Raw genomic sequence first — 26,855 nt, 5'->3', positions numbered from 1 at the left:
CCCCCCCCCCCCCCCACAACTCACCCCCAAACTTTCACTTTCCCAGAAACAATTGACCGTTTTCACACACTCGGTTAACACCGCTTCAAATGCTTAAGTCCCTAAAACGGGGTTGCATGAACTGGCGTGTTCCAATCATTATGGAATAGTGACTTCTCTCCTGTGCATCCTGTTCGTTACGGCAGCGCTTGCACCATGGACGATTAAGTGGCTCGGAACCCGCGGGTTCCTCGTACTCAGCCTCCCGCTGGCAGGCGGTGCCATCTACACCGGCACCCATCTCGTTCGCTTAGCTCTAGACAATGGCAACGGGGAAACTTCCGCACTCACGCAACCCGCCGTCACGCATTTTTCGTGGATGCCCATTATCCACTTGGATGTAAACCTGCGATTAGGTCCTATTGAATCGCTCTTCGGCACACTGGTTTTGACCATCGGCTTTCTCGTACTGGTGTATTGCTCCGGATACTTCGTCAATCCGCCGCCCGGAAAACGTCGCCGAATAGGCTCCTTCGCAGCCCAAATGGTTGCCTTCGCCGCAGCTATGTACGGCCTGGTCATCAGCGACAACATCATGCTGATGTTTGTCTTCTGGGAAATTACCTCGGTTCTTTCCTTCCTCCTGGTGGGCTACTATGCCGAGCGAGCTTCCTCCCGTCGCGCAGCAGGCCAGGCGCTCCTGGTCACGACACTGGGCGGGCTGATCATGCTGGTCGGTATCGTCCTGATGGGAGTGACCACCGGGTTCTGGAACTTCTCCGACCTCACAGCACCTGGCGCGCTGACCACATCGCAGCTGAACTCCACAGCAATCTCCACCGCCGCAATCCTGCTGGTCATCGGCGCACTTTCTAAATCCGCTATCGCGCCCTTCCACTTCTGGCTGCCCGGCGCAATGGCCGCTCCTACCCCGGTTTCTTCCTTCCTGCATTCGGCAGCGATGGTCAAAGCCGGTGTGTTCCTGGTCGCCCGACTTGCGCCAACTTTCAACGCCACCAACGCGTGGCAACCAATCATCATCCCGCTCGGCCTTTTGACCATGATTATGGGTGGCTGGATGGCTCTGCGCCAGAAGGATCTCAAGCTGATCATGGCGTATGGCACTGTCAGCCAGTTGGGATTCATCATCACGGTAGCGTCGATAGGCACGCGTGCGACGATGCTGGCGGCCCTGGCGCTGACTCTCGGCCACGCCATGTTCAAGGCCACTCTGTTTATGACGGCGGGAACGATTGACAGGCTGACTGGTACGCGCGATATCCGTAAGCTCTCTGGCCTGGGCAAGAAGTCGCCACAGTTGCTGGTGATTTCGATTCTCGCTGCCGCCTCGATGATGGGTGTGCCTCCGTTCTTCGGCTTTGTCGCGAAGGAAGCGGCGCTCGAGGCCACGCTCAATGCTGAACCACTGCACGGTATGCCGGCGGTGTTCACCACTATTGGCCTGGTCGTAGGCTCGATTCTGACCGTGGCGTACTCGCTCTACCTGCTACGTGCCGCGTTTGCGACCAAGCCCAGCACGCACGCCAGCGGCGGTGGCACTTCCCCCGCCGTCGCCGAGATGGATTCCCCGACCTGGGATCAGATTGGCCCGGCTTGGCTGTTGGCGCTGGCAGGTTTGGTTTTCGGTCTGATTCCGCGGGTCCTCGACTCGACTATCTCGCCCTACCTCACCAATGCCTACCCGAATGCGGAAGCAGAATCGCACCTGGCTCTCTGGCACGGCTTCACCCTCCCCCTGGCGCTGACAGCCACAATTCTGATCACAGGTGGCATCATGCACTGGCAGCGCAAACTGGTGCGTCAGCTGCAGTTTGAGCAGCCGGCTCTCGGTAGTGCCGATGCGCTTTACGACGGCATCCTGGACTTGGCCCGCCGTCTTTCTCTCCGTGCCACTGCTGCGACCCAGCGTGGTTCCCTTCCGTTGAATGAGGCGGTCATTTTGCTGACCCTCATCGTGCTGTCCATCGGTGCCTTGTTGCTCGGTGAGCGTGATGAGCTCCGAATGGAACTGTGGGACTCTGCACCGCAGGGCGCGGTCGCGTTGATTATGATCATCGCGGCTCTGGCCGCCACCCAACAGAAAAACAGGCTCTCCGGTGTCATCCTGGTAGGTGTGACCGGCTACGGCTTGGCCATTATCTTCGCCATGTACGGTGCACCTGATTTGGCTCTGACGCAGCTGCTGGTTGAGACGGTCTCAATGATTGTTTTCGTGTTGGTGCTGCGCACGCTCTCGCCGCGGGCACCGGCATCAAATCCGAGGTGGATACGACACCGTGCATGGCTGGCCATCGCAGTCGGTGTCACTGTCCCAGTGTTGGCCGCCTACGCTATGGGCTCCCGTCGTACTGAGCCAATCTCCGGCGACATTCCGCCGCTGGCTCACGACATTGGGCACGGCCAGAATGCGGTCAACGTACTTCTTGTCGATATCCGCGCCTGGGATACCTTCGGTGAAATCACCGTGCTGGTGATGGTGGCGCTGGGGATTACCTCGCTGGTATTCCGCACGCACACGATGCACATGCGCTCAAAGATTAAGCCACAGCGGAATCGTGCTCGCCGCAACACCCGCTGGTTGAACACCATCGATGAGTCCGGTGAAGCCGAGCGGTTGCGCTACCCAATCATGGTTCTGGTGGCATCGCGCGCGCTCTTCCCCGCCATGATGGTGGTTTCCATCTACCTCTTCTTCGCCGGCCACAACGATGTCGGTGGTGGCTTCGCAGGTGGCCTCGTGGCTGCGCTGGCACTGACCATGCGTTATCTCATCGGTGGGCATCGTGAACTGGCAGCAACTCTGCCAATTCCTACCGAGGTACTTCTCGGCGGCGGTCTGCTGGTGTCGGCTCTTAGCGCCGTATGGCCACTGTTCGTGGGTTGGGCTCCGCTGACTTCCTGGTACGGCTCGCGGGAAATTCCGCTGCTCGGCGACGTCACCGTTGTCTCCCCTATGCTCTTTGACCTGGGTGTGTACATGATTGTCGTTGGCACGATTGTCTACATCCTGCGCAGTTTGGGCGGCGGCATCGATGCTCAGATAAACCTTCGCGCTGAGCGTGATCGTTCACGTCGTGTGAATCGAGCCGCACTCGGCCAGTCCCGCCAGCTGCGTAGCAAGTTGGCGGCGGCTAAGCCCGCAGGTGTTAAGTCCGCAGGCGCTAACCCCGCAGGTGTCAAGCCCGCAGGCGTTAAACCTGCAGGCATTAAACCCGCAGGCACTGCCAACACGGCCACCTCGGAGGCCTCAGAACCGACAGCCCCAGCTAGGACCGAAGGAAAGGACACTCACCAGTGATTCTCAATTTTGTTCTGCTAGCTACTGTCGGCACTCTGATTGCCGCCGGGGTGTACCTCTTCCTCGATCGTTCGTTGACCAGGATGCTCATGGGACTGTTGCTGATGGGCAACGGTATCAACCTGCTCATCCTGCTTGGCTCTGGTGCACCGGGGCAACCACCAATCTGGGATAGAGAATCGCTAGTCAGCGATGCCCAGGCCGACTCGCTACCTCAGGCCTTCATCCTCACCGCGATTGTTATCTCTATGGGCATGACCGCCTTCCTGTTGGCTCTGCTCTATCGCCAGCACCGCTACCACATCGGCGATCACGTGCAGGATGACCACGAGGACCGCAGCCTGGCACAGCGTCGCGCCAGCGACCCATCAGCTGCTCCGGATCACGACAAATCCGACGACCCCACCACCGGTCGCCCCACGGAGGCCGGAGATAACTTCGGTCCGGTCTGTTTCGAAAAACCAGTTACCCCACCATCCAACACCCCAGGAGGTGACGACGATGACGACTGAGCAATTAATCCTGGCGCTAATCCCGCTTCCTATCATCGTCCCCGCCGCCACCGCCGCAATTGCTCTGCTGCTGGCACGTTTTCCCAAAGCACAGCAGGCGATCGCGCTGTTTTCACTCGGCAGCCTGCTGGGAGTCGCCAGCGCACTGGTGTATCTCATCTACGCGCACGGCATCCACACGGTCCAGGTGGGCGGCTGGGACGCACCAATCGGCATCACGCTCGTGGCCGACAACCTCGCCGTGCTGATGATTACCGTCTCTCAGCTGGTCCTCTTTGCCGTGATGTGGTTCGGCATCGGCCAGGGTATTAGCGACGGTGACGAAGATGAGCCGATCTCCGTCTTCGTTCCGACGTACATGTTGCTCAACATGGGTGTCTCGATGGCCTTCCTGGCTGGCGACCTGTTCAACATGTATGTCGGTTTCGAGGTTCTGCTCGTAGCCTCCTACGTGCTGCTCACGCTGGGAGCATCGTCGTCACGCACTCGCGCAGGCGTGTCGTATGTGATGGTCAACATGCTGTCCTCGATGGTGTTCCTGCTGGCGATTGGCCTGGTTTATCAAGCGGTCGGCACGGTGAACTTCGCGCATATTTCTCTGCGTATGGAGGACATCCCCGATGGCACCCGCACCGCAATCTTCGCAGTGTTGCTCGTTGCCTTCGCGGTGAAGGCGGCGGTGTTCCCGCTGTCGGCGTGGTTGCCAGACTCCTACCCCACCGCACCGTCCATGGTCACCGCAGTCTTCGCGGGTCTGCTGACGAAGGTGGGTGTCTACGCGATCATCCGCACGCGCAGTGTCGTCTTCCCCGACGGCAGGCTTGACGACGTCCTGATGTGGGCCGGCCTAGCGACAATGCTCATGGGCATTCTCGGCGCCATGGCCCAAAATGACATCAAACGTCTCTTGTCATTTACGCTGGTGTCCCACATCGGATACATGATCTTCGGTATTGCCGTCGGCAATACGCTGGGGCTCGGCGGCGCAATCTTCTACATTGTCCACCACATTCTGGTGCAGACGGCGTTGTTCCTGGTGGTCGGGCTTATCGAACGCCAGGCGGGCTCGTCCTCCCTGCGCAGCCTGGGTGGCCTGGCCAAATCCTCGCCGCTGCTGGCGCTGCTATACCTTGTGCCCGCGCTCAACCTCGGTGGTATCCCACCGTTCTCGGGCTTCCTGGGCAAGGTCATGCTGATTGAGGCGGGTGCCCAAGACGGCTCCGCCACCGCGTGGATTCTGGTTGCGGGTTCGATTATCACCAGCCTGCTGACCCTCTACACCATGATTCTCGTCTGGTCGAAGGCCTTCTGGCGTGACCGTTCCGATGCCCCCGAGGGTGACACCGTGCTGGCGCAACCAGCTGCACTCCGGGAAAGGACGCAGATGGTCGCTATCGCAGAACGTGACGACGTCGGCCGGATGCCACTCGGCATGGTGATGCCGACGGCCCTACTGGTGATTGCCTCTGTGGGCGTGACTCTTCTGGCCGGACCGCTGTCTAATGTGGCTACCGAAGCGGCGAGCAACGTCGCGAATGTTGATGACTACCGCGCGGCAGTTCTCGGTATCGAATCGGCTGATGGCAAGGGACTGGAGCAGCTGAAGAACCCAGGCCGCACCAAGAGCCCGTGGGAGTCGGACCCGGTGACCGAACATGCCACCAGCACGTTGGAAGGAGCAGGTGAAAGCTCATGAGTAAAGCTCGCGCCAGGGTGGCCGCAAAACGACCACCGCGTATTTCAATCCTGTTGTTCCTGTTCACGCTGATTATTTGGGTCATGCTGTGGGGCGAAGTGACATTTGCCAATGTGCTTTCGGGAATCCTGGTAGCCACGTTGCTCAACCTCGCCATGCCTATCCCGCCAAACAGCGCGCTGGACATCAACTTCGGTGGCATGGTGCGACTGTTCGGTTCCTGGACAATCGACTTTGTGAAGGCCTCAATCAGTGTCTCCTGGCTGGCCATCCGACGAGCTGATCCACCACCGACGGCCATCATCAAGGTCCCTATGCGCACCAACGACGATATTTCGCTCACGACTGCAATGGCACTGATTAACTTGCAGCCGGGCGGAATCATCGTGGACATCGACAAGCGGGAAAAGACGCTGACCATGCACATTCTCGACGCGTCGTCGACGAGCAAGGTAGCCGAGCAAATCAACCAGCTGACTCGAATCGAGCGTCTGGTTATTCGGGCGTTTGAAAACCGCGATGTCAACGAGCAACCGACCAAGTCGGTGCCAAGTGACAACCAGGTGAGCAGCGACAAGAGCAGCGAGAAGAGCAGCGAAAGGAGTAGCCGATGAACCCGGAAGTTTTTAACACTCTGCTCGGAGTGGCTGCCGCAGGCTATTTCATTGCGGTGATGATTACCCTCGGGCACATGATTGCCGGTCCAAACTCGCTGGACCGCCTGGTGGCGCTGGAGTCGACGACTGCAATGCTGCAGGGCATGCTCGCTGCGTTCATGGCCTGGAGCTTGGACACTTCGGTGGTCTACCCAATGCTCATCATTGCGCTGCTCGGTTTCCTGTCTTCGCTGGCGGTCGCCAAGTTCCGTGTTCCAGATGACGGAAAGCAGCCCGCAAAGAGCTCCCGGAAGGGTGCGACGAAAGCAACCGGAAAGGTCGCCACAAAGAAAACCGCACAGAAAGCGGCGCCTAAGGCAACACCGACAACGGCTCCGAAAACAGCGAAGGGAGAATCCAAATGATTCTCGTGGCAGACATTATCGCCATCACACTGATTCTCACCGGAATGCTACTGTGCGTTGCAGCGTCCGTGGGATTGATACGCTTCCGCGACACCATCAGTCGGATGCACGCATCCTCCAAGCCACAAACACTGGGGCTAATTTTGACGCTGTCGGGCTCGCTTGTGCACGTCGCCACGCACGCGTCAGCTCACACAACTACTAGCAGTGACTTGGCTCTGTTGACCCTGATTATCCTGTTTGCTCTGGGTACATCGCCGATTGTTAGTAACCGCGTTGGCCACGAGGCGTTCAAGGAGAGGCTCGTCGACGAGGACAGCCTGGCCCGCGATGACAGCCGGGAACCGCGGGTCTAGGCACACACCGCTTAACGACGGCTAGTCGCTCACCTGCTCGTGGAAATCTGCAGGCGCTATCGGATGCCCGGCGCGCAGTTCCTGCACTGCAAGATCCACAGCGGCCCGCCACGGGGTGTGGCCAATGCGCTCTTCGTTCGCTCGTACGTCGTCCTCGGTAGCCATCGAAGGCAGCGCCCCGGCCGCATCCGCCACAGTGCGCTGACGCTCGTATGCCGCGCCCATTTCCACGATGTTGTTGACGAATTCCAGTTCGGCTCGGCAGCCCAGTTCGTCGGCAAGCGGGGCGAGCTGAACCACAAGCTCACGGAGTTCATCGCGAACCCACCGCTCGTCGGTATCGCGATTGACGATGACCAACGCGTCCATCCCGTAGCGGGCGGCGCGCCACTTGTTTTCGGCGATGTGCCAGGACTGCAGTGACGGTAGTTCCTCGCCAGCCTCCCACATGCGGTCGTAGTAAACCGTCAGGCAGTGCGTCAATGCCACGATAGCGGCGAGTTCCTGCAGGTTAGAGGTGGCGTCGGCGACACGAATCTCAATGGTGCCGTACTTTGATGCCGGGCGGATGTCCAAGTGCATCGAGCCGGTGTGGTTGATGACGCCGGAGCGGGACTGGTCGTGCATGTAGGACTCCCACTCGGGCCAGGTGTAAATCGCCGGCGGCTGACCCGCGGTGGGAAGCTGCTGGTAGAGCAGGCTTCGGTTGGAAGCGTAACCCATGTCCTCGCCGTTCCAGGCCGGTGAGGAGGCAGACAGCGCCAACATGTGCGGCAGCTTCGTTGCCAGAGCCTGAATGATCGGCCAAACGCGTTCGGAGTCTTTAATGCCTACGTGGACGTGGACTCCCCAGATAATCATCTGGTTCCCCCACCACTGAGTGCGGTTGATGATTTCGGAGTAGTGCCCCTTGGCACTGACCTGCTGAGCAGTACCGCGGGCGAACGGATGCGAGCCCGATGACCACACATCCACCCCAACGCGGTCAGCGGCGTCGAGAACCATATCTAGCTGGCTTTGGAGCTCCGCTACGGCATCGGGCACGTTCATGTGCACACCGGTGACGAGCTCCACGGTGTTGGCGAGGAACTCGCGCTGGAGCCCATGTCCGGGATGCTCCGCATCGATGATGTCGAGCACCTCGGCGGCAGCGGGGGCGGTGTCGCGCGTTCGTCGGTCAACGAACGCCACTTCCCATTCCACTCCCAGAGATGGCTGCGCCGATCCGGAAAATTGCTCAGTCATACCGCTATTTTTTCACACTAGGAGTCGTTTTCCTCAGTTGGCTCCGTCCAGGTGACGGTTTTTGCGCAGGAGGCAAGGTCACCGTTGGAATCGACAAGCGCAACTGTGGTGAAACTGTCCTCGTCCACCTTGGACGGCACGTTCCAGACATCTGCATTCCGTTTGTCATCGACGTGCACTTCACCGATAACACCCAACCCCTCAGCTGCGGGACTGCCTATGCCACTGCAGCCAGATGCACCGCGCGCCTGCACTGTGTACTTACCCTTATCCAAGGTAGTGAACTGACCTTTTTCGTCGGAAAGACCCATCCACCCCTTGGCACTCATGACCTGCACAGTTGCCAGCATTTTCATTGATCCGTCGTCGTTTGTGCGGATGAAGTTATAGGCGCTGACTCGCTCGGTCAGCTTCGGTGCAGCCGGATCTACGCTCACTGGCGCAGTGCTTGACGACGCGTCCGCGTTCCCGTCCTTGTCACTGCTGGATTCAACCCCTGAGCAGGAAACCAACAGTGTTGCAGCACAACCCAACGCGGTGGCGACAGCAACGCGACGACGCATTACGGCGAACATAAAAACCTCACAGACCTCACTGGCTACTAGCAGAATACTAGTACCCCTTTTTCAGCCGTGATCTGTTTGAGACTGCAAAATATGCAAAAGCCCCGCGTAAGCCATGAAATGTGTGGCTTACGCGGGGCTTGGGAAGCTATGGGGGGGGGCTTCGTACCACGGCGGCAGGTCTTGACGCTTAGGCCGCAGACCTTAGTGAGAGACCGAAGTCCGGTGGGCCGGGAGTCTAGTGAGCCGGGTCAGTGGCGACCACGACGATTCCCGCCGGAGCGTCCCGGAGACGGTCATCGCGAGGTGCGGCTTCCCAACCGTTGTCGTGCGCGATCTGCTCAGCGGCGGCCTTTTCCTCTTCGTTCTGCGGGTCGAAGTAGACGGTGGTCTTCTCCCACACACCCATCTTCTCTTCAGGAGCGTTGCCGGTCTCGCCGGCGCCCCAGCCCTGCTCGCCCATCTGCTTGGACAGGTCATCGGCAAGGCCCACGACCTCAGAGTTGTTCAGGACACTGACCTTGACAGTCTTGCGGTCAATCTGTGGCCCTTCGTTGGCCTCATCCTGTGCCGGCGGATTCTCCGCGGGAGGAACCGGTTTGCCTGGCTCGTTTGCCGGCGGCGGCAGGACCTCGCCGTCACCATCTCCAGCAGCACCATCCTTTGCCGGATCACTGCCGTTGGCCGAGTCAGCAGGCGCACCAGAGTCCGCCGGAGCGGATGCCGAGGTGTCATTCTGGCCGGTGTTCTCAGCATCGTCGCCACGCGTGCTGAGTGCGTAGGCACCGTAGGCGACCAGGCACACGCCGATAGCGAGCAGCACGATAGCGAGAACGCGCATGTAGCGGCCATCACCGGCACCGTCACCGATGTCGCCGTCATCAGCACCATCAGCAGCTGCGGAATTGCTAGCAGCAGCCCTCGAGCCAGCACCGGTAGTGGCGGCAGCGGTAGCACCAGCAGCGGCTGCGCCAGCGGCCGGAGCCGCAGATCTGGGCGCTGCGTGTTGAGCATCCGACGGCTCGGAGTACGCATGAGCGCCGCCAGCGGCCGGAGCCTCCGCGTAATCGCTGTACTCATCGAAGTCGTCGTAGTCGTCATCGAGTCGATGACGGCCCGGACGCGGCGAATTCTGAGGGTTTAGTTGGTCAGACACATCCCACATCCTATATGTTCTGCCGCCGAACCGTGAAGTGAAGCTTGAACCTTACGCGTCTTGGTTGTCCCGCACGGCGCGCAGCCGATGAACCAACACGGGTTCGGCAGCTTCGGCTGCCGGAGAGTCGAGAAGTCGCGAAAGTACCTGGTGGTAGCGGATTGTGTTGTTTCCAAAGTCCTCGGCAAAGCGACGCCGAATTGCCTCCTGCCGCGCACCGGCCATACGCGGTCCGCGGCGGGCAACTTTCAGCCATTCTTTCTCAAAATCCAGCATTTTCTGAGCCAAAACGGGTTCAATGCCGCTGGTATCACCCACGAGTCCGAGATGTTCGGATGAGTCAAGCCGCCGCTCGGCCTCAGGTTCGTGGCTGCCACCTATGGGCTTCTTGCTCACCACTTTCCGCACCCCGCTTTCCTTCTCACTCGCGCTGACCCTCTATTCTGCACGACACTGCCTATGCAGATACTTAGTGAAGATACATAGTAAGGCCCAGCCCCCCCACCTCACCTACGCCCCACCTACAACTCCCTGACACAACTCAGACATCACCAGGCGATTTAGAAAACATGGACGCCGAGTAGAATCAGCGGCATGACTATCCGTCCCATTGTGATTGCCGGAGACCCCGTTCTCCACACTCCTACCCAGCCGGTAACCGAGGACGTCTCCGAGCTGCGCGAGCTCATCGAGGACATGTACGAAACCATGGATCGCGCCCACGGTGTGGGGCTGGCTGCCAACCAGGTGGGTGTCGGCAAGCGTCTGTTCGTCTACAACTGCCCCGATGACGACGACGTCTGGCACCGCGGCTGCGTCATCAATCCGGTGCTGACCACCAGTGAAATCCCGAAGACCATGCCTAACGACGACGGCTCCGATGACGAGGGTTGCCTCTCTGTGCCCGGCCTGTCCTTCCCCACCAACCGTGCGGAGAAGGCTGTCGTCACCGGCCTGGATGAAAACGGCGAAGAGGTCCGCATCGAGGCCACCGGATTCTTCGCCCGCTGCATGCAGCACGAGGTCGGCCACCTGGATGGGTTCCTCTACACCGATTGCCTCACCGGTCGTTGGAAGCGCATGGCCAAGAAGGAAATCAAGCGCGCCGGTTGGACCGAGGGCGGCCTGACCTGGATGCCGGGCGTGGATCCGGATCCGTTCGGCCACGAGGATTAGATCGTGGCGGATAGGCAATTGGAGTCGTCGGCAAGCGAAAATGCAGCACAGAAGCTTCCGATTTCCCGCTGGGGCGTCGGTGAAGTGGCGGTGGGACGTCGTGTCATTGTGCGGCGCGCGCTAACCGATGAAGAGGCGCTGGCCAGCGGCAAGAAGACTACGGACGTCATTGGGCATGTGCTCAGCATGGATCCGTTCGTCGTACGTCCACAGGTTCGTGCTGGCGTGCGTGCCGACGAGTCCGTGGCAGCAGTGGACTTTAGCGATAAGCACATTTTGATTGTGAAGGCCCTCCCCGACCATCCGGTGCGCAATTCGGATATTCGCGCCGTGGAAACTGCGACCGCAAAGGCCTTCCCAGGTATCGCGCATGTGGTGGAGTCGGGCTGGCTGCTGCGTGCGGGCGATGGTATTACGGAGCGTTCCAACTCCGCGCTGCCGCTCGAGCCCGGAGCCAGCACTCAGCCGGTGCCGCTGGAGAAGATTAAGTCGTTTTACGATTCCCATGATTTGCCGGTGCGGATTGCGGTTCCGGATCGGATCGCCAAGCCTGCACAGGCACTGGTCGCGGGGTCAGAGTGGACGGTCGGGCCGGACATTGTGGTTATGACGCGCTCGCTCGATGGGGACTTGCCGCCTGCTGAATTGGCAGCTGAATCCAACACCACCGAGTTGGCAGACGTGCAGGTGGACATCGCTGATCAGCCTGACGACGACTGGCTGGAGCTCTACCACTTCCGCGGCACTACACTGCCCGAGCATGCGCTGCAGTTCCTGCGCAATGAAATTGACGGCCGCATGTGTTTCGGACGCCTGCAAGTGCCTGACAACAATGCGCCTGAAGGCATACGCACGGTAGCCATTACGCGCGGCACGCTGACCGAATCGGACGACGGCCGTGTGTGGCTCGGGTTCTCCGCTGTGGAAGTCGCAGCCGATATGCGCCGCCGAGGACTTGGCACCCTACTGGGAATTCACATGATGCACTGGGGCGCACAACACGGGGCAGATTCTGCATATCTGCAGGTATTGGGCTCAAATGAGGCTGGCATTGCGCTATACCGGACACTCGGTTTTACCGAGCACCACCGGCACCGCTACGCGGAGCTGACAGGGGCTTAGGGGCCGGGGGCTTACGTTTCGGCCCTGCCCTGCTCGCCCTAATCGCCCTACTTCCCGCGCTTAACCCGTTTAGTCCGCTTCAGCTGGTTGCCCTGCTGCTCTTTGCTGCCCATGCGATTGTCCATGCGGCGCTGTCCGCGCTGCAGCTCGCGCGTCTCCGGCTTTTCCACCACTCGAGTGCGAACCGAGAGTTCATGACGACCTCTCCCCAGCGGATCGCGTGAGGCAGCCATCGCAATCCAGCCAGCCAGGCCCGCAGAGACAAACCAACCGGCGACCGGAATCATCGACGGCAGAATCCAGGCATTGCGCACAAAACCATCGCGGGCTGAAACTGGCATCCCGTGTGCACCTTCAATTTTCATGCCCATGGCGTGCTTACCCGGAGAACCGTCGAAGATGGAGTCTCCCGCCACGCGGTAGAGGTAAAAACCACCGGGACCGAGGAAGAGGCTGATCAGCATCACCATTACGCCGCTGTCGGATGTCCCCGCGATGCTAGCGAGAACTGCAATAGAGGCAATCAACGCAGTGTAGATGACAGAATCCACCAGCAGCGCACCACCACGACGCACCACAGGGGCATTGGCCAGATTGGGGTCGAAGCCCAGGTGTACTGCCATTTGAGCGGTCAGCGGTGCAACTTTGGGGTTAGTGCTGAGCTCACCGAAGGAAGACACCCCGTAGCTAGCGGGGTACCCGCTCTCGTAGCCGACCGGAATGTTTGCTACCGGATATGGCACATCCTGATACGGCATTGCCGCACCGTACGCCGCATATGTGTCGTGCTCCCGATAAGCATTCCTGCCACTACTACTCAGGTAATCCGCCGGACTGTACTCGCCGCCGTAACGGCGATCGTCCCAGTTAGCCAACCTCGAAACTCCCTTTCCTACCGGGCTTCCGCCCACCTAGTCCGCTTTTGTCCGCCTATTTTGTCACTGCTTTATTCAACGCATGAGGCCGCCGTTTCGTTCCCCTTTTACAATCGTTGATATGCGAATCTGTGTCTGGAACGTCAATTCGGCTCGAACCCGCCTCGACCGAATGGTGGAAATGCTGCGCCGGAATGACATTGATGTCCTGGCCGTCCAGGAAACCAAGTGCAGGGACGACCAATTCCCCACCGCTGCTTTTGAAGAGCTGGGATACCAAGTCGCCCACCACGGCCTGAATCAGTGGAATGGCGTTGCCATCATCTCCCGCGTCGGCCTTGAGGACATCCAGGCAGGGTTCCCCGGTCAGCCCGGTTTCAACAAGGACCCCGACGCAACTCCCACATTGGAGGCCCGCCATATCGCTGCTACCTGCGCTGGCGTGCGCATCCACAGCCTCTACATCCCGAACGGCCGCGACATCACCGACCCGCACTTCGAGTACAAGCTCGAATTTCTGGAGCGGCTCCGTCAGCACATCATCGCCACGCTTGACGACGACCCGGAGGCCACCTTCATGATGGGCGGCGACTTCAACATTGCCCCGACCGACGGCGATGTCTGGTCAATGGCAGCCTTCGCAGGGAAAACACACGTCACACCGCCTGAACGCGCAGCTTTCTATGCGCTGGAGCAGGCGGGCATGAAGGAAGTAACTCGCCAATTCACCCCAAACCAGTGGACCTACTGGGATTACAAGGCTGGCCGCTTTTTCAAGGATGAGGGCATGCGCATCGACTTCCAGCTCGCCTCCCCCGACCTCGCGGCAAAGGCGTCCGCCGGATTCATCGACATCGAAGAGCGTCAGGGCAAAGGCGCATCCGACCATGCTCCGGTGATTGTGGATTACGAAGTGTAGATAAACGGGCGGAAAAGCGCGTAGGCCTAGTTCCTACTAGGGGGTGTCGCTGGGGCCGTCGTAAAGCGGAGTCCTTGCTGCCAGCCCCTAAAATCAGGGGCAGAAATGTGCGATAAAGCACCCGCACAACACTTATGAGTCTAACTTTTTGTTCAATCTACAAATTTTCACCACAGAAAGTTATTTCGACGATATAAGGTGTTTATTCAGAACATCAATTCATTACGTCGGGAAGGAAGATCATGACTTCTGCACGCTCCCCTCAGCGCACCACCACCCCGGAGCCAGCGAGCGGCTTCCCCACTGCGGATGACTCAACTGAGTCCGATGAATCCCTGCGCGAAAGCGTGCAGAAGATTTCCATCGGCCTGTATGACTTCCTTGCGTCGACTCGCCGCCTCGGTGAGCGCCCGAATGCCAGGATGGACATTTCCCAGTCGGAAATGGAAGTACTGCACTTTATTTCGACCCACCCGGGCTGCGGCGTATCCGACATTGCACGCCTGCGTTTCCTGCGCCCGTCCAACGTTTCGGCAACAGTCCGCCGTCTACTCGACAACGGGCTAATTGAACGCGAGAACAATGCAAAGGATCGCCGTGCGCAGAACCTCTATGTCTCCAGCGATGGCGAGACCCTGCTGGAGCAGCTTATCGACCACTGGGGTGCGCTGGTGTACGAAATTGTGCGGACAATGTCGCAAAAGGACGTGCGTGCGCTAATTAAGGCACTGCCTTCGCTGCTGAAGCTGGCGGAACACTCGGAAAGCTATGTTGAGGAGCACCAGCGCCGCCAGGAGCCGTTCTAAAAGCGCGCCGCTAAACCCTTCTTACTAGGTACGATGATGCTCATGGCTATTACTTTGAAGAAGGCAAAAGACGTAAAGACCGCTCCATTGGTGGCCACCGGCCTCATCGGCGGCTGGCTCACCGCTCGCGAAACAGGCATTCGCCCGCTCGGTGGCGTCATCTTGGGCGCCGCCGGCGCATATGCAGCACGCACCTGGAACGCAAAGACCGGCGCCCTGGGAGCCACTGGTCTGGTGGCCGCCTACCTCGGCGCTTTCGGCCTCTCACACCCGCTGGCTAAGAAGATTGGCGCATGGCCGTCCGTCCTGACCGTCACCGCGCTGGCTGCTGGCGCAGCAGCAGTTGCCGACTCCAAGTAGTCGACGCAGGGGGCGCCGGTAGGTGCGAAGCCGACACCTAGTCAAGGCCCTCCAGCAATTTCTCGAGGTGCGCGCGCACCCGGGGCCACGATTCCACGAAAGGCGGCAGCAGATCGAGGCTGTCGACGTCGCCAAGCGGAATCCAGCGCAGCTCCAGGGACTCTTCGTTCGGATGCGTCTCCAGCTCTTCGGCAGCTAGTGCGTAAACCGTGTGGTACTTCCAGCCGCCGGCGAGCTCGGGGCGGTCCGGATCGGCCGGGAAGGGGCCAGTGGTGACCTGCGTGTCGAGGATGCGAAGCTGATGCTCAAGCAGCCCAGTTTCCTCAGCCGTTTCACGCAGCGCGGTCGCCTCAGGAGTCTCATGAGAATCACAAGCCCCACCAGGAACACCCCACGTTAGGGGGAACGATGTCCAGTCAGCTCGATACTGCATAAGCACAGTGCGCTGAGGGCTCACAATCAGCAGTCCTGCAGCTCCGAAGCGTCCCCAGCAGCGCGTACCGTTGGGGCCGGCCGCCCAACCATTTCCATCCTGAAGCATGTCTCCACCCTACGCCAGATACCCTTGTGTTTTCCGTCACAAGCTCGAGCGACTAAGATTTGCAGGGAACTAACGTTGCTCTGAGCGGAGAGATTGTCGCAGGCGACTTCGGTCACGTCGGAAGGACACGTGCACATGGGTGAAACCACTTCAAGTGCGCCTCATTCCCGCGCCCACGACAAAAACCGAAACCCATTCCACCGCAAGAATCGCGCTCCACGCCGAACTCGTTTCAGCGGTCGCACCACTCCCGGTGGCGAAAGCTTAGACACACACACTGCGGCTCAGGCGGCAAAGGAATCGAAAGATACTCCCGCCTCCGCCCCGGCTCCCGAGAGCGCGGCACCATCAACTGCTCTGGACACTACAGAGTCCTCGGCTAATGCCCCAGCAACGGCCGCAACCCCAACAGCCCTGGCAGACTCTCCGCGCGATACAGACTTGCGCGTGGATGCCCTGGAGATTGGCCCGCGCAACCGGAGATTGACACGTTTTCTCGGTGAGCGCCTCTACGACAAGCTCGGCCCGTCGGCCACGTATGTGCGCCGGTCAGCGTCATTTTTGATAACGTCGCCGGGCCGATTGACCATAGTCGCCCTCATCCTCATCGTCGCAATCCTGGCCGCCGGCCTATCCATGTGGCAAACAACCTCGCAACGCCAGCAGCAGCTCACCCGCATTTCGCAGCTGAGCGAGCCGATGGCCAATGCCTCGCAGAATCTCTATGCCTCGCTGACGATTGCCGATGCGTCCGCCAACACCGCTTTTTCCCGCGGCACACTCAACAGCAGCCAGGACTTGGTCAGCAACTTCGACGATGTCATCGCACAAGCATCCATGTCCGCTACCCGCGCAGCTACGGGCATTGAAAACGTCGATGATCCAGAGATGAAGGATGTCGCGACTGTACAGCGACTGTTGCCGGTCTACACCGGCATGGTCGAGACAGCTCGCGCGAATGCGCGCCAGGGCAACCCCGTCAGTGTCGCGTACCTCGCCTCTGCCTCAAACTTGATGCAGGTCCAGATTCTGCCAGCTGCAAAATCGCTCTACGAACGCACCAGTACCACGACTAATGAGGAGCAGCGCGAACTATCGAAGCCACCTCTTTTCCCGATGTCAGGCCTGGCAGCGGCAATTTTGATGCTGCTAATCACACAGTGGTGGCTGACTCGCCGCACCGGTCGACTATTCAACGTCGGCCTGTTTGGTGCAACCATGCTGATGGCCATCGCACTTGTCGGTGTGGGAATCGCCACCACTCAGCCGTGGCAGTCTAACTCCCTCTTCGGAGAGCAGCGCCCGGACGTTCATGCCCTAACCCAAGTACGCATTGATGCCCAGCAGCTACGCGCCAGCGAAACCCTCGGCTTAGTGCGCCGTCAGCCCGCGGATGCGGAGTCCTTCTCGCAGTCGGTGCGCACCCTGGTCGGCGAGCTGGAAAGAGTGGACGCCAACGCGCCGGACGACGATGTCAGAGCCGCCATCCACGGTATCTACAGCTGGGAGTCCGGCCACAACCTGATGATGGAGCACTTGAGTTCAGGCGACTACGCCGGTGCGGTTCGCATCGCGACCGATGTGGATAATGCCAGCTCGTCGGCGACTGCGTTCAACCAGGTCGATGAGTCGCTACAGAATTCCATCGCCGAGTCCCGCCTGACCGCCCGTGAGAACCTCGACCAATCCCGTCGCGCTATCGCGGCACTGTCCCTCGCCACGGTTACGCTGACCGTCATCGCGGCAGTTCTGGTTGTTTTCGGCTTCCGACACCGGCTTCTGGAGTACCTATGATTGTTTCGTTCTCCCCGTCGCTCCACAGTCTCGCCGGTTGGCGGCGCAGGGCCGTCCTTGGTGCACTCGCCATCGCCGGGCTCACCGTCAGTGCCTGCGCGACCGATTCGCTTGCCGACGATCCCTACTCGCGCACAATCCTGGAGGCCACCGGTGACTTCCCCCTGCCACCGGGCGCGTTCTACGACAAAGCCTCCTCGAGGAAGCCTGCGGCAGAAGCCAACACCCCAGATCTGTCCACACTCGCCCCCGATGACCAAACACCGGAAGAGCGAATCCCGGAGATTTACCAGCGCGGCCGCATCATCGTTGGTGTTGACCAATCATTGAACCTGCTCAGCTTCCGCGACTTCAGCACCGGAGAGCTCTCGGGGTTTGAAGTATCCCTGGCACAAGAGATTGCCCGGGACATCTTTGACAATCCCGATGCTGTCGAGTTTCGGTTCGTCGACAGCAACGAACGCACTGCCGCACTCGAAGACGGCACTGTCGATGTCGTTTTGCGCACTATGACGGTCACCGATGCCCGGCGCGAAAGGGTGCTGTTCTCCACACCGTATTTGACAGCACGAGCTGGAGTTCTAGTCTCTTCGCCGGGTGGCGATGCTTCCCCCGAGGACGTCGAGGACGGTCGCATCTGCGTTTCCCGGGGATCCACTACCGAGGAGTTGATTCGACGGCTCTCGCCGAACAATACGCTGCTGTTGGTCGGTAACTGGTCGGACTGCCTCATTTCACTTCAAAACAGCCAGGCAGAGATTGTCGTTGCCGATGACACCATCCTCGCTGGTATCAACGACCAAGATCCGGCTACCGCCATTGTCCAGCGGGGCTTGAACGAGGAAAGCTACGCGGCCGGTGTATCCAAGGGGAACCCAGGCCTGGTTCGCCAAATCAACGCGACCCTGGAGCGTATGGCCAGCGATGGCACCTGGCAGTCCCTCTACGACACTTGGTTCGGCCCCTTCCTGCCAAGCGGTACACAGCCATCGCCACAGTACAGCGACGACGAAGACATACTTGGAATCTCCCCCACACCGGAAGCTGCTCCAGAAGGCGAGGTGGATAACCGATGAGCGACGAAAACCAGTACTCCGAGCATGCCCAGCAAGCCCAGCATCCCCAGTACACGCCGGAGCCCCAGGAGGATGCTCACGCAGAGGCAGAGGCAGCTGCCACTCAGGCCGTCGCCTTCGACCCATTCGCCGATGAAGACGACGAACAAGAGCCCGGCACTGCCGCTGTCGCCTTCGACCCTTTTGCGGACGATGATGACGATGACGAAGAGTTCGATATCGCCGAATTGTTGGGGCGCGGGGGCTCGTCGTCAAGCGCGACGACCCAACCCGGCGCCCAGACGCCAGATCCGTCGATGGCCTCGCACCGGAAAGCGTTGGAGGACTTCCGCCGGAGGCGATCGAATGCACACCGCGGACGCACTGTCGCCGACGGCATGGTGCACCTGCCGTACATCACAACGCAGGATCCGCGCGATGCAGTAATGAGTGATGAGAAGATTCGAGCGACGAATAAGCCGGCGCCGAGCCTGAAAGCCGGCGATATCGTGGCGGATCAGTACGAGATCGTGGGCCCGATTGCCCACGGCGGGCTCGGCTGGATTTACCTGGCGATTGACCACAATGTCTCGGATCGTTGGGTCGTGCTCAAGGGCATGATGGCAGCGAAAAACGAGAAGGATTTCGCCGTAGTCCAGGCGGAACGCGAGTTCCTCGCGGAAATCTCGCATCCGGGAATTGTGAAGATTATCAACTTCATCGATGAGACGGACGCCAACAGCGCCACCGGCTTCATTGTGATGGAGTACGTCGGCGGCCCGTCGTTACGCAAGCAGCGACGGAGCTACCCAGACGGCGTCATGCCCTGTGACCTAGCGATTGGCTACATCCTGGAGCTGCTCCCCGCGCTGGATTACCTGCACTCGCGCGGCGTTGTCTACAACGATTTGAAGCCGGACAACGTGCTGCTCAGCGAAGACCACGTCACGCTTATCGACGTTGGCGCGGTCACCGGCATCGGCGCCTACGGCCATATCTACGGCACGCCCGGTTTCCAGGCGCCGGAGATTGCCACGACGGGACCGACGATTGCCAGCGATATCTACACAGTCGGCCGCACGCTGGCCTCCCTGATTCTGAAGTTGCCGGCGACCAACGGCGTCTACGACCCGGGGCTACCCTCACCTGTCGAAGAGCCTCTATTCCGCCGTTTTTACTCGCTCTACCGCTTCCTACTACGCGCTTGCCACGAGAACCCGGAGGCTCGCTTCGGTTCTGCCGAAGAGATGAGTGTGCAGCTCATCGGCGTATTGCGCGAGATTCTGGCGGTGCGCGACGGCGTGCAATTCCCGCAGGCGGTGTCGAATTTCTCGCCGCAGCGTTCCACGTACGGCACCAAGCACCTGGTGTTCCGCACCGATCAGCTTGTCGACGGCATCACCCGCGGCGTGGAAATCACTCCGCAAGAAGTGACCTTCGCGCTGCCTGTACCACTGATTAACCCGACAGATCCGGGTGCGCGCATCTTGAGTGCCTCGTCGTTTACAGAGCCCAACGAACTTATCGAAACACTGACCAATGCGCTGTCCGAACCCGAGTATGGCTCTTCCGTGGAAATTCCACTGGGCATCGTGCGTGCGAAACTGGACCTCGGATTAATTGATGAGGCCCGCGACAGCCTCCGCGATGTCTCTGAACGTTTGCAGCGCGATTGGCGTTACCACTGGTACGAGGGCGTGACTTATTTGCTTCTCGACCAATTCAACGATGCCCTCGCCTCGTTCCACCACGTGCTGACGATGCTGCCCGGCGAGCCCGCCCCGAAGTTGGCGCTGGCAGCGACTCTCGAGTTGATTCAACAGCGCTTGGGCATCGCCAACGCATCTCTCCTCGAGCCCGCTGTCGCCCGCGCCGCCGCGAACTTGAGCAGCGCGCTGGATAATGTCGCTGCCGATACGCCCGAGATCTTCTCCCCCGCCTGGGCCAGCGAGTCCCTGTCGCCTCAGACGATTCGTTTCAACACCCTGCGTCTCTACGCCGTCGTGTGGGCGGCCAACCCGACGACGGTATCCTCCGCCTTCGGGCTAGCTCGTCAGCTGGCCTCTGAGCGCCAACACGAAATGGCTATCTCCCAGCTTGACCGCGTACCCGGTAACTCCCGTCACCATCGCATGGCACGTTTGACGACGATTCTGATGCTCACCTCAGGGATGCCCTCCGAGTTAACTGAATCGAGAATTCGCCGTGCTGCGCGTCGTCTGGTGGAGCTGCCGACGAATGAACCGCGCATGCCACAGCTACGCATCGCCGTGATGGCGTCCGCGCTGAACTGGTTGCGCAGCTCGAACCTCGACCATGCAGCTAGCTCCAATGGTCTTTTCGATGCGCCCTTTACCGTGGCCGGCCTGCGTGAAGGATTGGAAAAAGACTTACGGATGCTGGCACGCTCTTCGCAGTTTCCGCGACACCGCTACAACTTGGTGGATATCGCAAATCTCATTCGGCCACGGACTTGGCGTTAGCTCTCTAACAGCTCCTTACCGAACCTGGTCAAACATGCTGTTGTGGGCCTGAGCGCCACCCCAGAATTGGTGAATAAAGAGAGAATTGCCTTTCGTGGTTTAAGATATCCTCTATGTTTGCCTCTTCGAAATCCTCTCTCCGCAGCGCTAAGCGCGTAATTATCAGCGCTGCAGCCCTCACCACCGCCTTTGGTATTGGGGCCGGCACTGCCGTTGCCCTGCCGGTTGCTCCAGACCTGCAGTCGCTTAGCCAGAGTGTTCGGGACCTCAAGCTGCCGGAGATCTCGACTCTGAATTCGGGCGACCTTGCCCCTGAGCTCTCTGAGGTACTGGATTCCTCTTCGGTGAAGCTGCCGGATTCGGTCGTCGCTCTGATTAATGAAAACTTCAAGTTCGCTGAAAACAACAAGCAGGTGGCGGACAAGGTCAAAACTCAGCTGCTGAACGCCATCGACAGCCTGCCGTTGCCAGCCGCGCAGAAGGCCGAAGCCACCCGCGTTGTCAACGAGATTTTCGGTTTGCTGGGGGGCCAGGATGAGCCGTCGCAGCCTGAGCCGGCGCCTGCCCCTGCTCCACAGCCTGAGCAGAAGCCACGCCCTGAACCACGCCCAGAGCCAAACAACCCGTGCCCGCCGAGCGCCCGCGCATGCGTTGACCTGGCTAACCAGAAGACCTGGCTGCAGGAAAATGGCAACATCACCTACGGTCCGGTGCCAATGTCCTCCGGTATGCCGGGTTACGAAACCACCCGTGGCCACCTGAGCGTTACCCGCAAGGTCCGCGATGAGTGGTCCCGTCCTTACAACGGCCCGATGCCGTTCTCGGTGTACTTCACCAACGACGGCGAGGCTTTCCACGAGGGCTCTGTTAATCAGATGTCCCACGGCTGCATCCACCTGAACCACGATGATGCTGTGAAGTACTTCGATACCCTGCAGGTCGGCGACGGCGTCTACATCTGGTAGTTATCTGCGCTGATGCGTTGAAACGATGACCGGGTGACTGAGCCTGTTGAGGCATAGGCGCAGTTTCCCCGGCGGTGAAAATGAGCTCGCCCCACTAGGTTCTTCCAGTTTGGAAGGCAGTGGGAGCGAGCTCATTTTTGTTGAGTTACAGCTGCCGATTCAACAGGTGGGGTATCTAGCAGCCGTCAACTACGGGGTTACAAGGGTCCTGCCTACTCGCCAGTGCCCCTGCCCCAAAACCTACTCCACGAAGCTCATTGCGTAGCGGGCAATGGCCAGTTCCTCGTTGGTCGGTACCACGAATACCTTGACCTTCGAGTCCTCCGCCGAGATCAGACGCGGGCCGTCATTCGGCTGGGAGTTGAGCTCGTCATCAATCTTGATACCGAAGTTCTCAAGCTCAGCCATAGAATCACGGCGAATACCGACGTGGTTCTCACCGACACCTGCTGTGAAGGTGATGGCATCGAGGCGGCCGAGAATCAGCATGTAAGAGCCGATGTAGCGGCGCAGCTGGTGGACATACATCTGGTACGCAGCCCAAGCATCCGGGTCGTGGTCATCCATGCGCTCCTGCAGGACTCGGAAGTCATTGACACCAGAGACACCCTTCAGACCGGACTGGCGGTTGCACAGATTGTCGATCTCGTCGATGCTCATGCCGTTGCGGTAGAGGTGGAAGATGACGCCCGGGTCAATGTCACCGGTACGAGTGCCCATCATCAGACCAGCCAGCGGGGTCAGCCCCATCGAGGTATCCACCGCCTGGCCACCTCGGATAGCCGCACACGACGCACCATTACCCAGGTGCAGCGTAATCTGGTTGATTTCTTCTGCCGGCTTATTCAGAAGGTCCGGCACCTGCTTGGAAACAAACTCATGCGAGGTGCCGTGGAAGCCGTAACGACGGATATCAAACTTCGATGCGACCTCTGCGTTGAGCGGGTACAGAGCAGCAGCTGGCGGCATGGTGTGGAAGAAACCAGTGTCGAAGACGGCGACGTGAGGCACGTCCGAAAGCAGCTTGCGAGACTCCTCGATGCCTACGATATTGGCCGGGTTGTGCAGCGGCGCCAGCGGAATAAGGTCGCGGATCATGCCGACGATTTCGTCGGTAATCAGCTCCGGTCCAGAGAACAGGCGACCACCGTGAACGACGCGGTGACCGACGGCTGCAATATCCACCGACTCCGGACCAACACCGTGCTCATCCATCAGCTCGAACGCGCGGTCAAGACCACTGGCGTGGTCAGCGATAGGCTCGGTGATTTCAATCTTCTGTCCGGAGAACTTCAGATTAATAATGCCGTCTTCTTCACCAATGCGCTCCACCAGACCGGAGACATACGGCGGCTGCGTGGAGTCCTTCTCCGGGTCTACCAGCTGAAACTTGATAGAGGAGGAACCGGAGTTCAAAACAAGTACGTGACGGGACATAATAATTAGTTTCCTCCAGCCTGAATAGCGGTAATTGCAACCGTGTTGATGATGTCCGGCACCGTGGCGCCACGGGAAAGGTCGTTGACCGGCTTGTTCAAGCCCTGCAGAATCGGGCCGATTGCCAATGCACCACCACAGCGCTGGGCAATCTTGTAACCGATGTTACCGGCGTCCAGATCCGGGAACACGAAAACAGTTGCCTTACCCGCAACGGAGGAATCCGGCATCTTCTTCGCAGCCACAGACGGGTCAATAGCAGCATCGAACTGCAGCGGACCATCGACAGCGAGCTCCGGAGCCAGCTCCTTGGCCTTGGCCAGGCCCGCCTTCACACGGTCCACATCCTCACCTGTGCCGGATACTCCAGTGGAGTAGCTCAGCATGGCGACGCGGGCATCGATGCCGAAGGAAGCTGCAGTCTCGGCGGATACTACCGCGATTTCACCCAGCTGTTCCGGAGCAGGCTTCGGCAGCACCGCACAGTCCGCAAAACCCCACAGCGAGTTGTCCATAACCATGAGGAACAGTGACGACACCGTGGAAGCCGACGGCTTGGTCTTAATGATTTGCAAGGACGGACGAATGGTGTGCGCAGTTGTGTGGGCTGCACCGGACACCATGCCGTCGACAAGCCCGTTGTGAATCATCATCGTCGCGAAGTAGGAGATGTCCTGCATCGTCTCACGGGCCTGCTCCAGCGTGACCCCCTTGGCCTTGCGCATCTCTGCGAACTGCTCCGCGAACTGCTCAACATATTCGGAGGTCTGCGGGTTCCAAAGATGAGCGGCGTCGATGTCAAAACCCAGTTCGGCGGCGCGCGCCTTCATCGCATCCGGGTCGCCGAGGATAGTGAGCTCACAGATGTCCTCGCGCAGGAGGTAATCAGCGGCCTCAAGAATGCGGTCATCGTCCCCCTCTGGCAGCACAATGTGACGCTTATCAGCCTTGGCGCGCTGCAATAGCCACCACTGGAAACGCTGTGGAGTCATCACTGCGGTGACCTCGCGGCTTACGACCTTGCGCAGCCCCTCAGCATCGTCAACGGCAACAACGGGAACGTCGAGCTCGAGAGTCTTAGCAGCCTTAGCTGCCTCCTCCCCTGTAAGGACAACTGCGAGTACCTCGCTGTGACGCTGAGCTGCACTGCTGAGAGCCAAACGAACGCGAGCCTTTGCGGCCTCTGTGTGGCAGCCCTCGCCACCAGCGACAACGATGACACCGGCGCCGGCGACGGTGGCAATGCGGAAGTCAAAATCGAGGTTGCCGGAGCCGGTCAGAACAGCCGCCCCCTCGTTGGCAGCGCGATCAGCTTCAACAGCACTGACGATGGTGTCAAGCGCGGATTCCGGATCCACAACAACCTGATCCACGGTGGCGCCGTGCGCCCCACCGACAGTGTGGAGGCAACGTGCCCCACCCAGTGCCTCAGACAATGCCGTAATGACATCTTGCAGATTGTCTGCGCGGTCCACTGAAGTAATCAGGACTGCGGAGTTGTTGGTGGACGCTTGGGCGTTCTTATCGCTCACCGACGTTCCTTTCTCGCACTGCGCTTAATCGTTGACTTATTTAAACGTTGACTTGGCTCGAGCCGTTGGACTGCCTGAGGCTCAAGATCATGCTGAGCTTCTAATCCTGCTGAATCTAATCCCGCTGAGTCCCAAATCATTATTTTCATCTTATTGTGAGTCACCTTACATCTCACGGCGGACTCAAACCTCTTTGGTTACCCCTGGTAGCCACACTTTTCCCCACAGATTCCAACAATCTTCCCGCATAATCGCGGCTTTTATGCGGTTTTTCTAGTGAACTAGCCCAAATTCCCACATTAGACGTGACTAAGGTCACATTTAGTTTTGTATGCCTTCAAAAGCATCTCACCGATGATGTGATGCTCACCTCTCGATTTTTCGTAAGTTATCGCTACGATTGGGGGCGCTACCATTGGGAATGTCGAATAAACCGATAGCTCACCAATAACTCCTTTCCCCACGAGGTCACCGCTGGCAGCTACTTATGCCGCGGCCTCGTGACCGTCGTAAAGCATTAGAGAAAGAAGGACACACTTCATGAATCGCCCGCTCCGCGTTGCCGTAATTGGCTCTGGCCCGGCCGGTGTTTATGCTTCCGATGCACTGATGAAATCCAGTACTGACGTGGAAGTCGATCTGTTTGAAAAGATGCCGGCTCCATTCGGTCTAATCCGCTACGGCGTCGCCCCCGACCACCCACGCATCAAGGGCATCATCATGGCCTTGCACCGCGTGATGGAAAAGCCGGAGCTGCGCCTATTTTCCAACGTTGAGTTCGGCAAGGACATCACACTCGACGAATTAAAGGAGCATTACGACGCCGTCATCTTCGCCACCGGTGCCGTCGGCGACCGCGCACTGCCAACGCCGGGAGCGGACCTGCCGGAGCACTTCGGCGCAGGCGAATTCGTGGGCTTCTACGACGGCAACCCACTGTTTGAGCGCACCTGGGACCTCTCGGCGGAGTCCGTGGCCGTCGTCGGAGTCGGCAACGTCGCGCTGGATGTCTCCCGAATCCTGGCGAAGACCGGTGAGGAACTGCACGTCACAGAAATCCCGGACAATGTCTACGAGGTTCTGAAGACAAATAAGGCCAAGGAAGTCCACGTCTTCGGCCGCCGCGGCCCGGCACAGGCCAAGTTCACCCCGCTGGAGCTCAAGGAGCTCGACTACTCACCGAACGTCGAGGTCGTTGTCGATCCGCGCGATATTGATTACGACTCCGCATCCGAGATTATGCGTCGCAACTCCAAGATCACCGACCAGGTCTGCACCATCCTGGAGAACTACGCCATCCGTGAGCCGAAGAACGCACCGCACAAGCTCTACATTCACTTCTTCGAGTCGCCAGTGGAAATCCTCAGCGAGGAGGGTACCGACGGCGAGCAGCATGTGACAGGCTTGCGCACTCAGCGCATGGAATACGACGGTGCTGGCGGGCTGCGGCCGACCGGCGAGACCACCGACTGGAAGGTCGGCGCTGTCTACTCCGCCGTGGGCTACCGCTCTGATGCGCTGCCGGGTATCCCGTTCGACAACGTGAAGAATGTCATTTCCAACGTCGGTGGTCGAGTCATCGAATCCGACAACACCGAGGATGAAGCAGCTGAGGCCATCACTGGCCTCTACACCACCGGTTGGGTTCGCCGCGGGCCGGTCGGCCTGATTGGTAATACCAAGGGCGATGCCAACGAGGCCGTGGCCAATCTGCTGGCCGATGCCGCAGAGGGCAAGAAATTCACCCCGTCGAAGCCGGAGTTGTCCGCTGTCAACGAGCTGCTGGAGTCAAAGGGCATCGACTACCTGGACTGGGAGGGCTGGCACAAGCTCGATGCTGCCGAACGCACCGCCGGCGAGGCCGAGGGCCGCGAACGCAAGAAGTACGTCGAGTGGGATGAGATGGTCACCCACTCCAAGGGCGAGTAACGGCGAGTAACTAG

24 protein-coding genes are annotated in these 26,855 nt (G+C 59.6%); 16 read left to right on the top strand and 8 right to left on the bottom strand.

What is annotated here, in order from left to right; all coding sequences use genetic code 11:
• The first annotated feature begins 145 nt into the window (after positions 1 to 145).
• Genes QP981_RS00585 through QP981_RS00560 form a run of 6 tightly spaced genes read left to right on the top strand, consistent with a single transcriptional unit; the run spans position 146 to position 6,883 of the window.
• Positions 146 to 3,298, top strand: a complete 3,153-nt coding sequence (locus tag QP981_RS00585; protein WP_502869544.1) for a Na+/H+ antiporter subunit A — start codon at positions 146 to 148, stop codon at positions 3,296 to 3,298.
• Positions 3,295 to 3,810 carry a Na(+)/H(+) antiporter subunit C gene (locus tag QP981_RS00580; RefSeq protein ID WP_076772334.1) on the top strand — a complete coding sequence of 172 codons (516 nt, stop codon included), beginning with the start codon at positions 3,295 to 3,297 and terminating at the stop codon, positions 3,808 to 3,810. The genes QP981_RS00585 and QP981_RS00580 overlap by 4 nt, the downstream gene beginning before the upstream one ends.
• Positions 3,800 to 5,506: a Na+/H+ antiporter subunit D gene (locus QP981_RS00575; RefSeq protein WP_070642296.1), complete on the top strand. Its 1,707-nt coding sequence runs from the start codon at positions 3,800 to 3,802 to the stop codon at positions 5,504 to 5,506. Before QP981_RS00580 ends, QP981_RS00575 begins: the two co-directional genes overlap by 11 nt.
• Positions 5,503 to 6,120, top strand: a complete 618-nt coding sequence (locus tag QP981_RS00570) for a Na+/H+ antiporter subunit E (protein WP_284857205.1) — start codon at positions 5,503 to 5,505, stop codon at positions 6,118 to 6,120. The genes QP981_RS00575 and QP981_RS00570 overlap by 4 nt, the downstream gene beginning before the upstream one ends.
• Positions 6,117 to 6,527: a monovalent cation/H+ antiporter complex subunit F gene (locus QP981_RS00565; protein WP_069358944.1), complete on the top strand. Its 411-nt coding sequence runs from the start codon at positions 6,117 to 6,119 to the stop codon at positions 6,525 to 6,527. Before QP981_RS00570 ends, QP981_RS00565 begins: the two co-directional genes overlap by 4 nt.
• Complete coding sequence (locus tag QP981_RS00560) at positions 6,524 to 6,883, top strand: monovalent cation/H(+) antiporter subunit G (RefSeq protein ID WP_076772337.1); 360 nt, start codon at positions 6,524 to 6,526, stop codon at positions 6,881 to 6,883. The genes QP981_RS00565 and QP981_RS00560 overlap by 4 nt, the downstream gene beginning before the upstream one ends.
• 21 nt (positions 6,884 to 6,904) lie before the next feature.
• Here the strand turns inward: QP981_RS00560 and QP981_RS00555 are convergent, their stop codons facing one another.
• The 4 genes from QP981_RS00555 to QP981_RS00540 form a co-directional block, all read right to left on the bottom strand.
• Entirely contained in the window at positions 6,905 to 8,128 is a 1,224-nt protein-coding gene (locus tag QP981_RS00555; protein ID WP_069358946.1) for a glutamate--cysteine ligase, read from the bottom strand.
• A gap of 17 nt (positions 8,129 to 8,145) precedes the next feature.
• Positions 8,146 to 8,703, bottom strand: coding sequence for a hypothetical protein (locus tag QP981_RS00550; protein ID WP_070549995.1), 558 nt, complete (start codon positions 8,701 to 8,703; stop codon positions 8,146 to 8,148).
• 226 nt (positions 8,704 to 8,929) lie between these two features.
• Entirely contained in the window at positions 8,930 to 9,856 is a 927-nt protein-coding gene (locus QP981_RS00545) for a LytR C-terminal domain-containing protein (protein WP_284869996.1), read from the bottom strand.
• A gap of 42 nt (positions 9,857 to 9,898) precedes the next feature.
• Positions 9,899 to 10,243 (bottom strand): DUF3263 domain-containing protein, encoded by a 345-nt coding sequence (locus QP981_RS00540; RefSeq protein WP_239272074.1) that lies wholly within the window; start codon positions 10,241 to 10,243, stop codon positions 9,899 to 9,901.
• 198 nt (positions 10,244 to 10,441) lie between these two features.
• Here QP981_RS00540 and QP981_RS00535 point away from each other — a divergent pair, with 198 nt between their 5' ends.
• Positions 10,442 to 11,023: a peptide deformylase gene (locus tag QP981_RS00535; protein WP_069358948.1), complete on the top strand. Its 582-nt coding sequence runs from the start codon at positions 10,442 to 10,444 to the stop codon at positions 11,021 to 11,023.
• Positions 11,024 to 11,026: 3 nt separating this feature from the next.
• Positions 11,027 to 12,145, top strand: coding sequence for an N-acetylglutamate synthase, CG3035 family (locus tag QP981_RS00530; RefSeq protein WP_284857207.1), 1,119 nt, complete (start codon positions 11,027 to 11,029; stop codon positions 12,143 to 12,145).
• Between the two features lie 47 nt (positions 12,146 to 12,192).
• Here the strand turns inward: QP981_RS00530 and QP981_RS00525 are convergent, their stop codons facing one another.
• A complete protein-coding gene (locus QP981_RS00525) occupies positions 12,193 to 13,020 on the bottom strand; it encodes an RDD family protein (RefSeq protein ID WP_284857208.1) in 828 nt (275 codons plus the stop codon).
• Between the two features lie 121 nt (positions 13,021 to 13,141).
• On the opposite strand from QP981_RS00525, the gene QP981_RS00520 reads away from it, so the two are divergent.
• The 3 genes from QP981_RS00520 (at position 13,142) to QP981_RS00510 (ending at position 15,105) form a co-directional block, all read left to right on the top strand.
• Positions 13,142 to 13,939 carry an exodeoxyribonuclease III gene (locus QP981_RS00520; protein ID WP_284857210.1) on the top strand — a complete coding sequence of 266 codons (798 nt, stop codon included), beginning with the start codon at positions 13,142 to 13,144 and terminating at the stop codon, positions 13,937 to 13,939.
• Positions 13,940 to 14,181: 242 nt separating this feature from the next.
• Positions 14,182 to 14,745 (top strand): MarR family winged helix-turn-helix transcriptional regulator, encoded by a 564-nt coding sequence (locus QP981_RS00515; RefSeq protein ID WP_016421518.1) that lies wholly within the window; start codon positions 14,182 to 14,184, stop codon positions 14,743 to 14,745.
• Positions 14,746 to 14,787: 42 nt separating this feature from the next.
• Positions 14,788 to 15,105: a hypothetical protein gene (locus QP981_RS00510; protein ID WP_172620224.1), complete on the top strand. Its 318-nt coding sequence runs from the start codon at positions 14,788 to 14,790 to the stop codon at positions 15,103 to 15,105.
• A 37-nt stretch (positions 15,106 to 15,142) separates the two neighbouring features.
• On the opposite strand, the gene QP981_RS00505 is transcribed toward QP981_RS00510, so the two are convergent.
• Positions 15,143 to 15,646, bottom strand: coding sequence for an NUDIX hydrolase (locus QP981_RS00505; RefSeq protein ID WP_076772345.1), 504 nt, complete (start codon positions 15,644 to 15,646; stop codon positions 15,143 to 15,145).
• Between the two features lie 135 nt (positions 15,647 to 15,781).
• On the opposite strand from QP981_RS00505, the gene QP981_RS00500 reads away from it, so the two are divergent.
• The 4 genes from QP981_RS00500 to QP981_RS00485 all read left to right on the top strand — a co-directional run bounded on the left by QP981_RS00500 (position 15,782) and on the right by QP981_RS00485 (position 21,943).
• Positions 15,782 to 17,440 (top strand): GlnX family signal transduction membrane protein, encoded by a 1,659-nt coding sequence (locus QP981_RS00500; RefSeq protein WP_187404880.1) that lies wholly within the window; start codon positions 15,782 to 15,784, stop codon positions 17,438 to 17,440.
• Complete coding sequence (locus QP981_RS00495; RefSeq protein ID WP_101687923.1) at positions 17,437 to 18,516, top strand: glutamate ABC transporter substrate-binding protein; 1,080 nt, start codon at positions 17,437 to 17,439, stop codon at positions 18,514 to 18,516. The genes QP981_RS00500 and QP981_RS00495 overlap by 4 nt, the downstream gene beginning before the upstream one ends.
• On the top strand, positions 18,513 to 20,978 hold the full coding sequence (locus tag QP981_RS00490; RefSeq protein ID WP_187404881.1) for a serine/threonine protein kinase: 2,466 nt from the start codon (positions 18,513 to 18,515) through the stop codon (positions 20,976 to 20,978). The genes QP981_RS00495 and QP981_RS00490 overlap by 4 nt, the downstream gene beginning before the upstream one ends.
• A 113-nt stretch (positions 20,979 to 21,091) precedes the next feature.
• Positions 21,092 to 21,943 carry a L,D-transpeptidase gene (locus QP981_RS00485; RefSeq protein WP_070438258.1) on the top strand — a complete coding sequence of 284 codons (852 nt, stop codon included), beginning with the start codon at positions 21,092 to 21,094 and terminating at the stop codon, positions 21,941 to 21,943.
• A 240-nt stretch (positions 21,944 to 22,183) separates the two neighbouring features.
• Here QP981_RS00485 and QP981_RS00480 read toward each other — a convergent pair whose 3' ends face one another.
• Together QP981_RS00480 and pta are read right to left on the bottom strand one after the other, a co-directional pair.
• Positions 22,184 to 23,380 carry an acetate kinase gene (locus tag QP981_RS00480; protein ID WP_016421525.1) on the bottom strand — a complete coding sequence of 399 codons (1,197 nt, stop codon included), beginning with the start codon at positions 23,378 to 23,380 and terminating at the stop codon, positions 22,184 to 22,186.
• Between the two features lie 5 nt (positions 23,381 to 23,385).
• The gene (gene pta / locus QP981_RS00475; protein WP_224786667.1) at positions 23,386 to 24,711 is read right to left on the bottom strand and encodes a phosphate acetyltransferase; all 1,326 of its coding nucleotides are present in this window, start codon (positions 24,709 to 24,711) and stop codon (positions 23,386 to 23,388) included.
• Positions 24,712 to 25,452: 741 nt separating this feature from the next.
• Between pta and QP981_RS00470 the strand changes: the two genes are divergently transcribed.
• A complete protein-coding gene (locus QP981_RS00470; RefSeq protein WP_284857211.1) occupies positions 25,453 to 26,841 on the top strand; it encodes an FAD-dependent oxidoreductase in 1,389 nt (462 codons plus the stop codon).
• Positions 26,842 to 26,855 lie beyond the last annotated feature (14 nt).

It is taken from the genome of Corynebacterium sp. MSK047 (assembly GCF_030232285.1).
In the GTDB taxonomy this organism is placed as follows: domain Bacteria; phylum Actinomycetota; class Actinomycetes; order Mycobacteriales; family Mycobacteriaceae; genus Corynebacterium; species Corynebacterium jeikeium_D.
Note: the sequence above shows the minus strand (reverse complement) of the source record. Positions and strands in the feature narration are given on the sequence as shown.

Bases quoted from the DNA above. Each gene is read 5' to 3' on its own strand.
- QP981_RS00570 (WP_284857205.1), top strand. From the start codon at position 5,503: ATGAGTAAAGCTCGCGCCAGGGTGGCCGCAAAACGACCACCGCGTATT.
- QP981_RS00515 (WP_016421518.1), top strand. From the start codon at position 14,182: ATGACTTCTGCACGCTCCCCTCAGCGCACCACCACCCCGGAGCCAGCG.
- QP981_RS00505 (WP_076772345.1), bottom strand. From the start codon at position 15,646: ATGCTTCAGGATGGAAATGGTTGGGCGGCCGGCCCCAACGGTACGCGC.
- QP981_RS00490 (WP_187404881.1), top strand. From the start codon at position 18,513: ATGAGCGACGAAAACCAGTACTCCGAGCATGCCCAGCAAGCCCAGCAT.
- QP981_RS00545 (WP_284869996.1), bottom strand. From the start codon at position 9,856: ATGTGGGATGTGTCTGACCAACTAAACCCTCAGAATTCGCCGCGTCCG.
- QP981_RS00470 (WP_284857211.1), top strand. From the start codon at position 25,453: ATGAATCGCCCGCTCCGCGTTGCCGTAATTGGCTCTGGCCCGGCCGGT.
- QP981_RS00535 (WP_069358948.1), top strand. From the start codon at position 10,442: ATGACTATCCGTCCCATTGTGATTGCCGGAGACCCCGTTCTCCACACT.
- QP981_RS00480 (WP_016421525.1), bottom strand. From the start codon at position 23,380: ATGTCCCGTCACGTACTTGTTTTGAACTCCGGTTCCTCCTCTATCAAG.
- QP981_RS00560 (WP_076772337.1), top strand. From the start codon at position 6,524: ATGATTCTCGTGGCAGACATTATCGCCATCACACTGATTCTCACCGGA.
- QP981_RS00500 (WP_187404880.1), top strand. From the start codon at position 15,782: ATGGGTGAAACCACTTCAAGTGCGCCTCATTCCCGCGCCCACGACAAA.
- QP981_RS00575 (WP_070642296.1), top strand. From the start codon at position 3,800: ATGACGACTGAGCAATTAATCCTGGCGCTAATCCCGCTTCCTATCATC.
- QP981_RS00520 (WP_284857210.1), top strand. From the start codon at position 13,142: ATGCGAATCTGTGTCTGGAACGTCAATTCGGCTCGAACCCGCCTCGAC.
- QP981_RS00565 (WP_069358944.1), top strand. From the start codon at position 6,117: ATGAACCCGGAAGTTTTTAACACTCTGCTCGGAGTGGCTGCCGCAGGC.
- QP981_RS00495 (WP_101687923.1), top strand. From the start codon at position 17,437: ATGATTGTTTCGTTCTCCCCGTCGCTCCACAGTCTCGCCGGTTGGCGG.
- QP981_RS00485 (WP_070438258.1), top strand. From the start codon at position 21,092: ATGTTTGCCTCTTCGAAATCCTCTCTCCGCAGCGCTAAGCGCGTAATT.
- QP981_RS00510 (WP_172620224.1), top strand. From the start codon at position 14,788: ATGGCTATTACTTTGAAGAAGGCAAAAGACGTAAAGACCGCTCCATTG.
- QP981_RS00550 (WP_070549995.1), bottom strand. From the start codon at position 8,703: ATGTTCGCCGTAATGCGTCGTCGCGTTGCTGTCGCCACCGCGTTGGGT.
- QP981_RS00555 (WP_069358946.1), bottom strand. From the start codon at position 8,128: ATGACTGAGCAATTTTCCGGATCGGCGCAGCCATCTCTGGGAGTGGAA.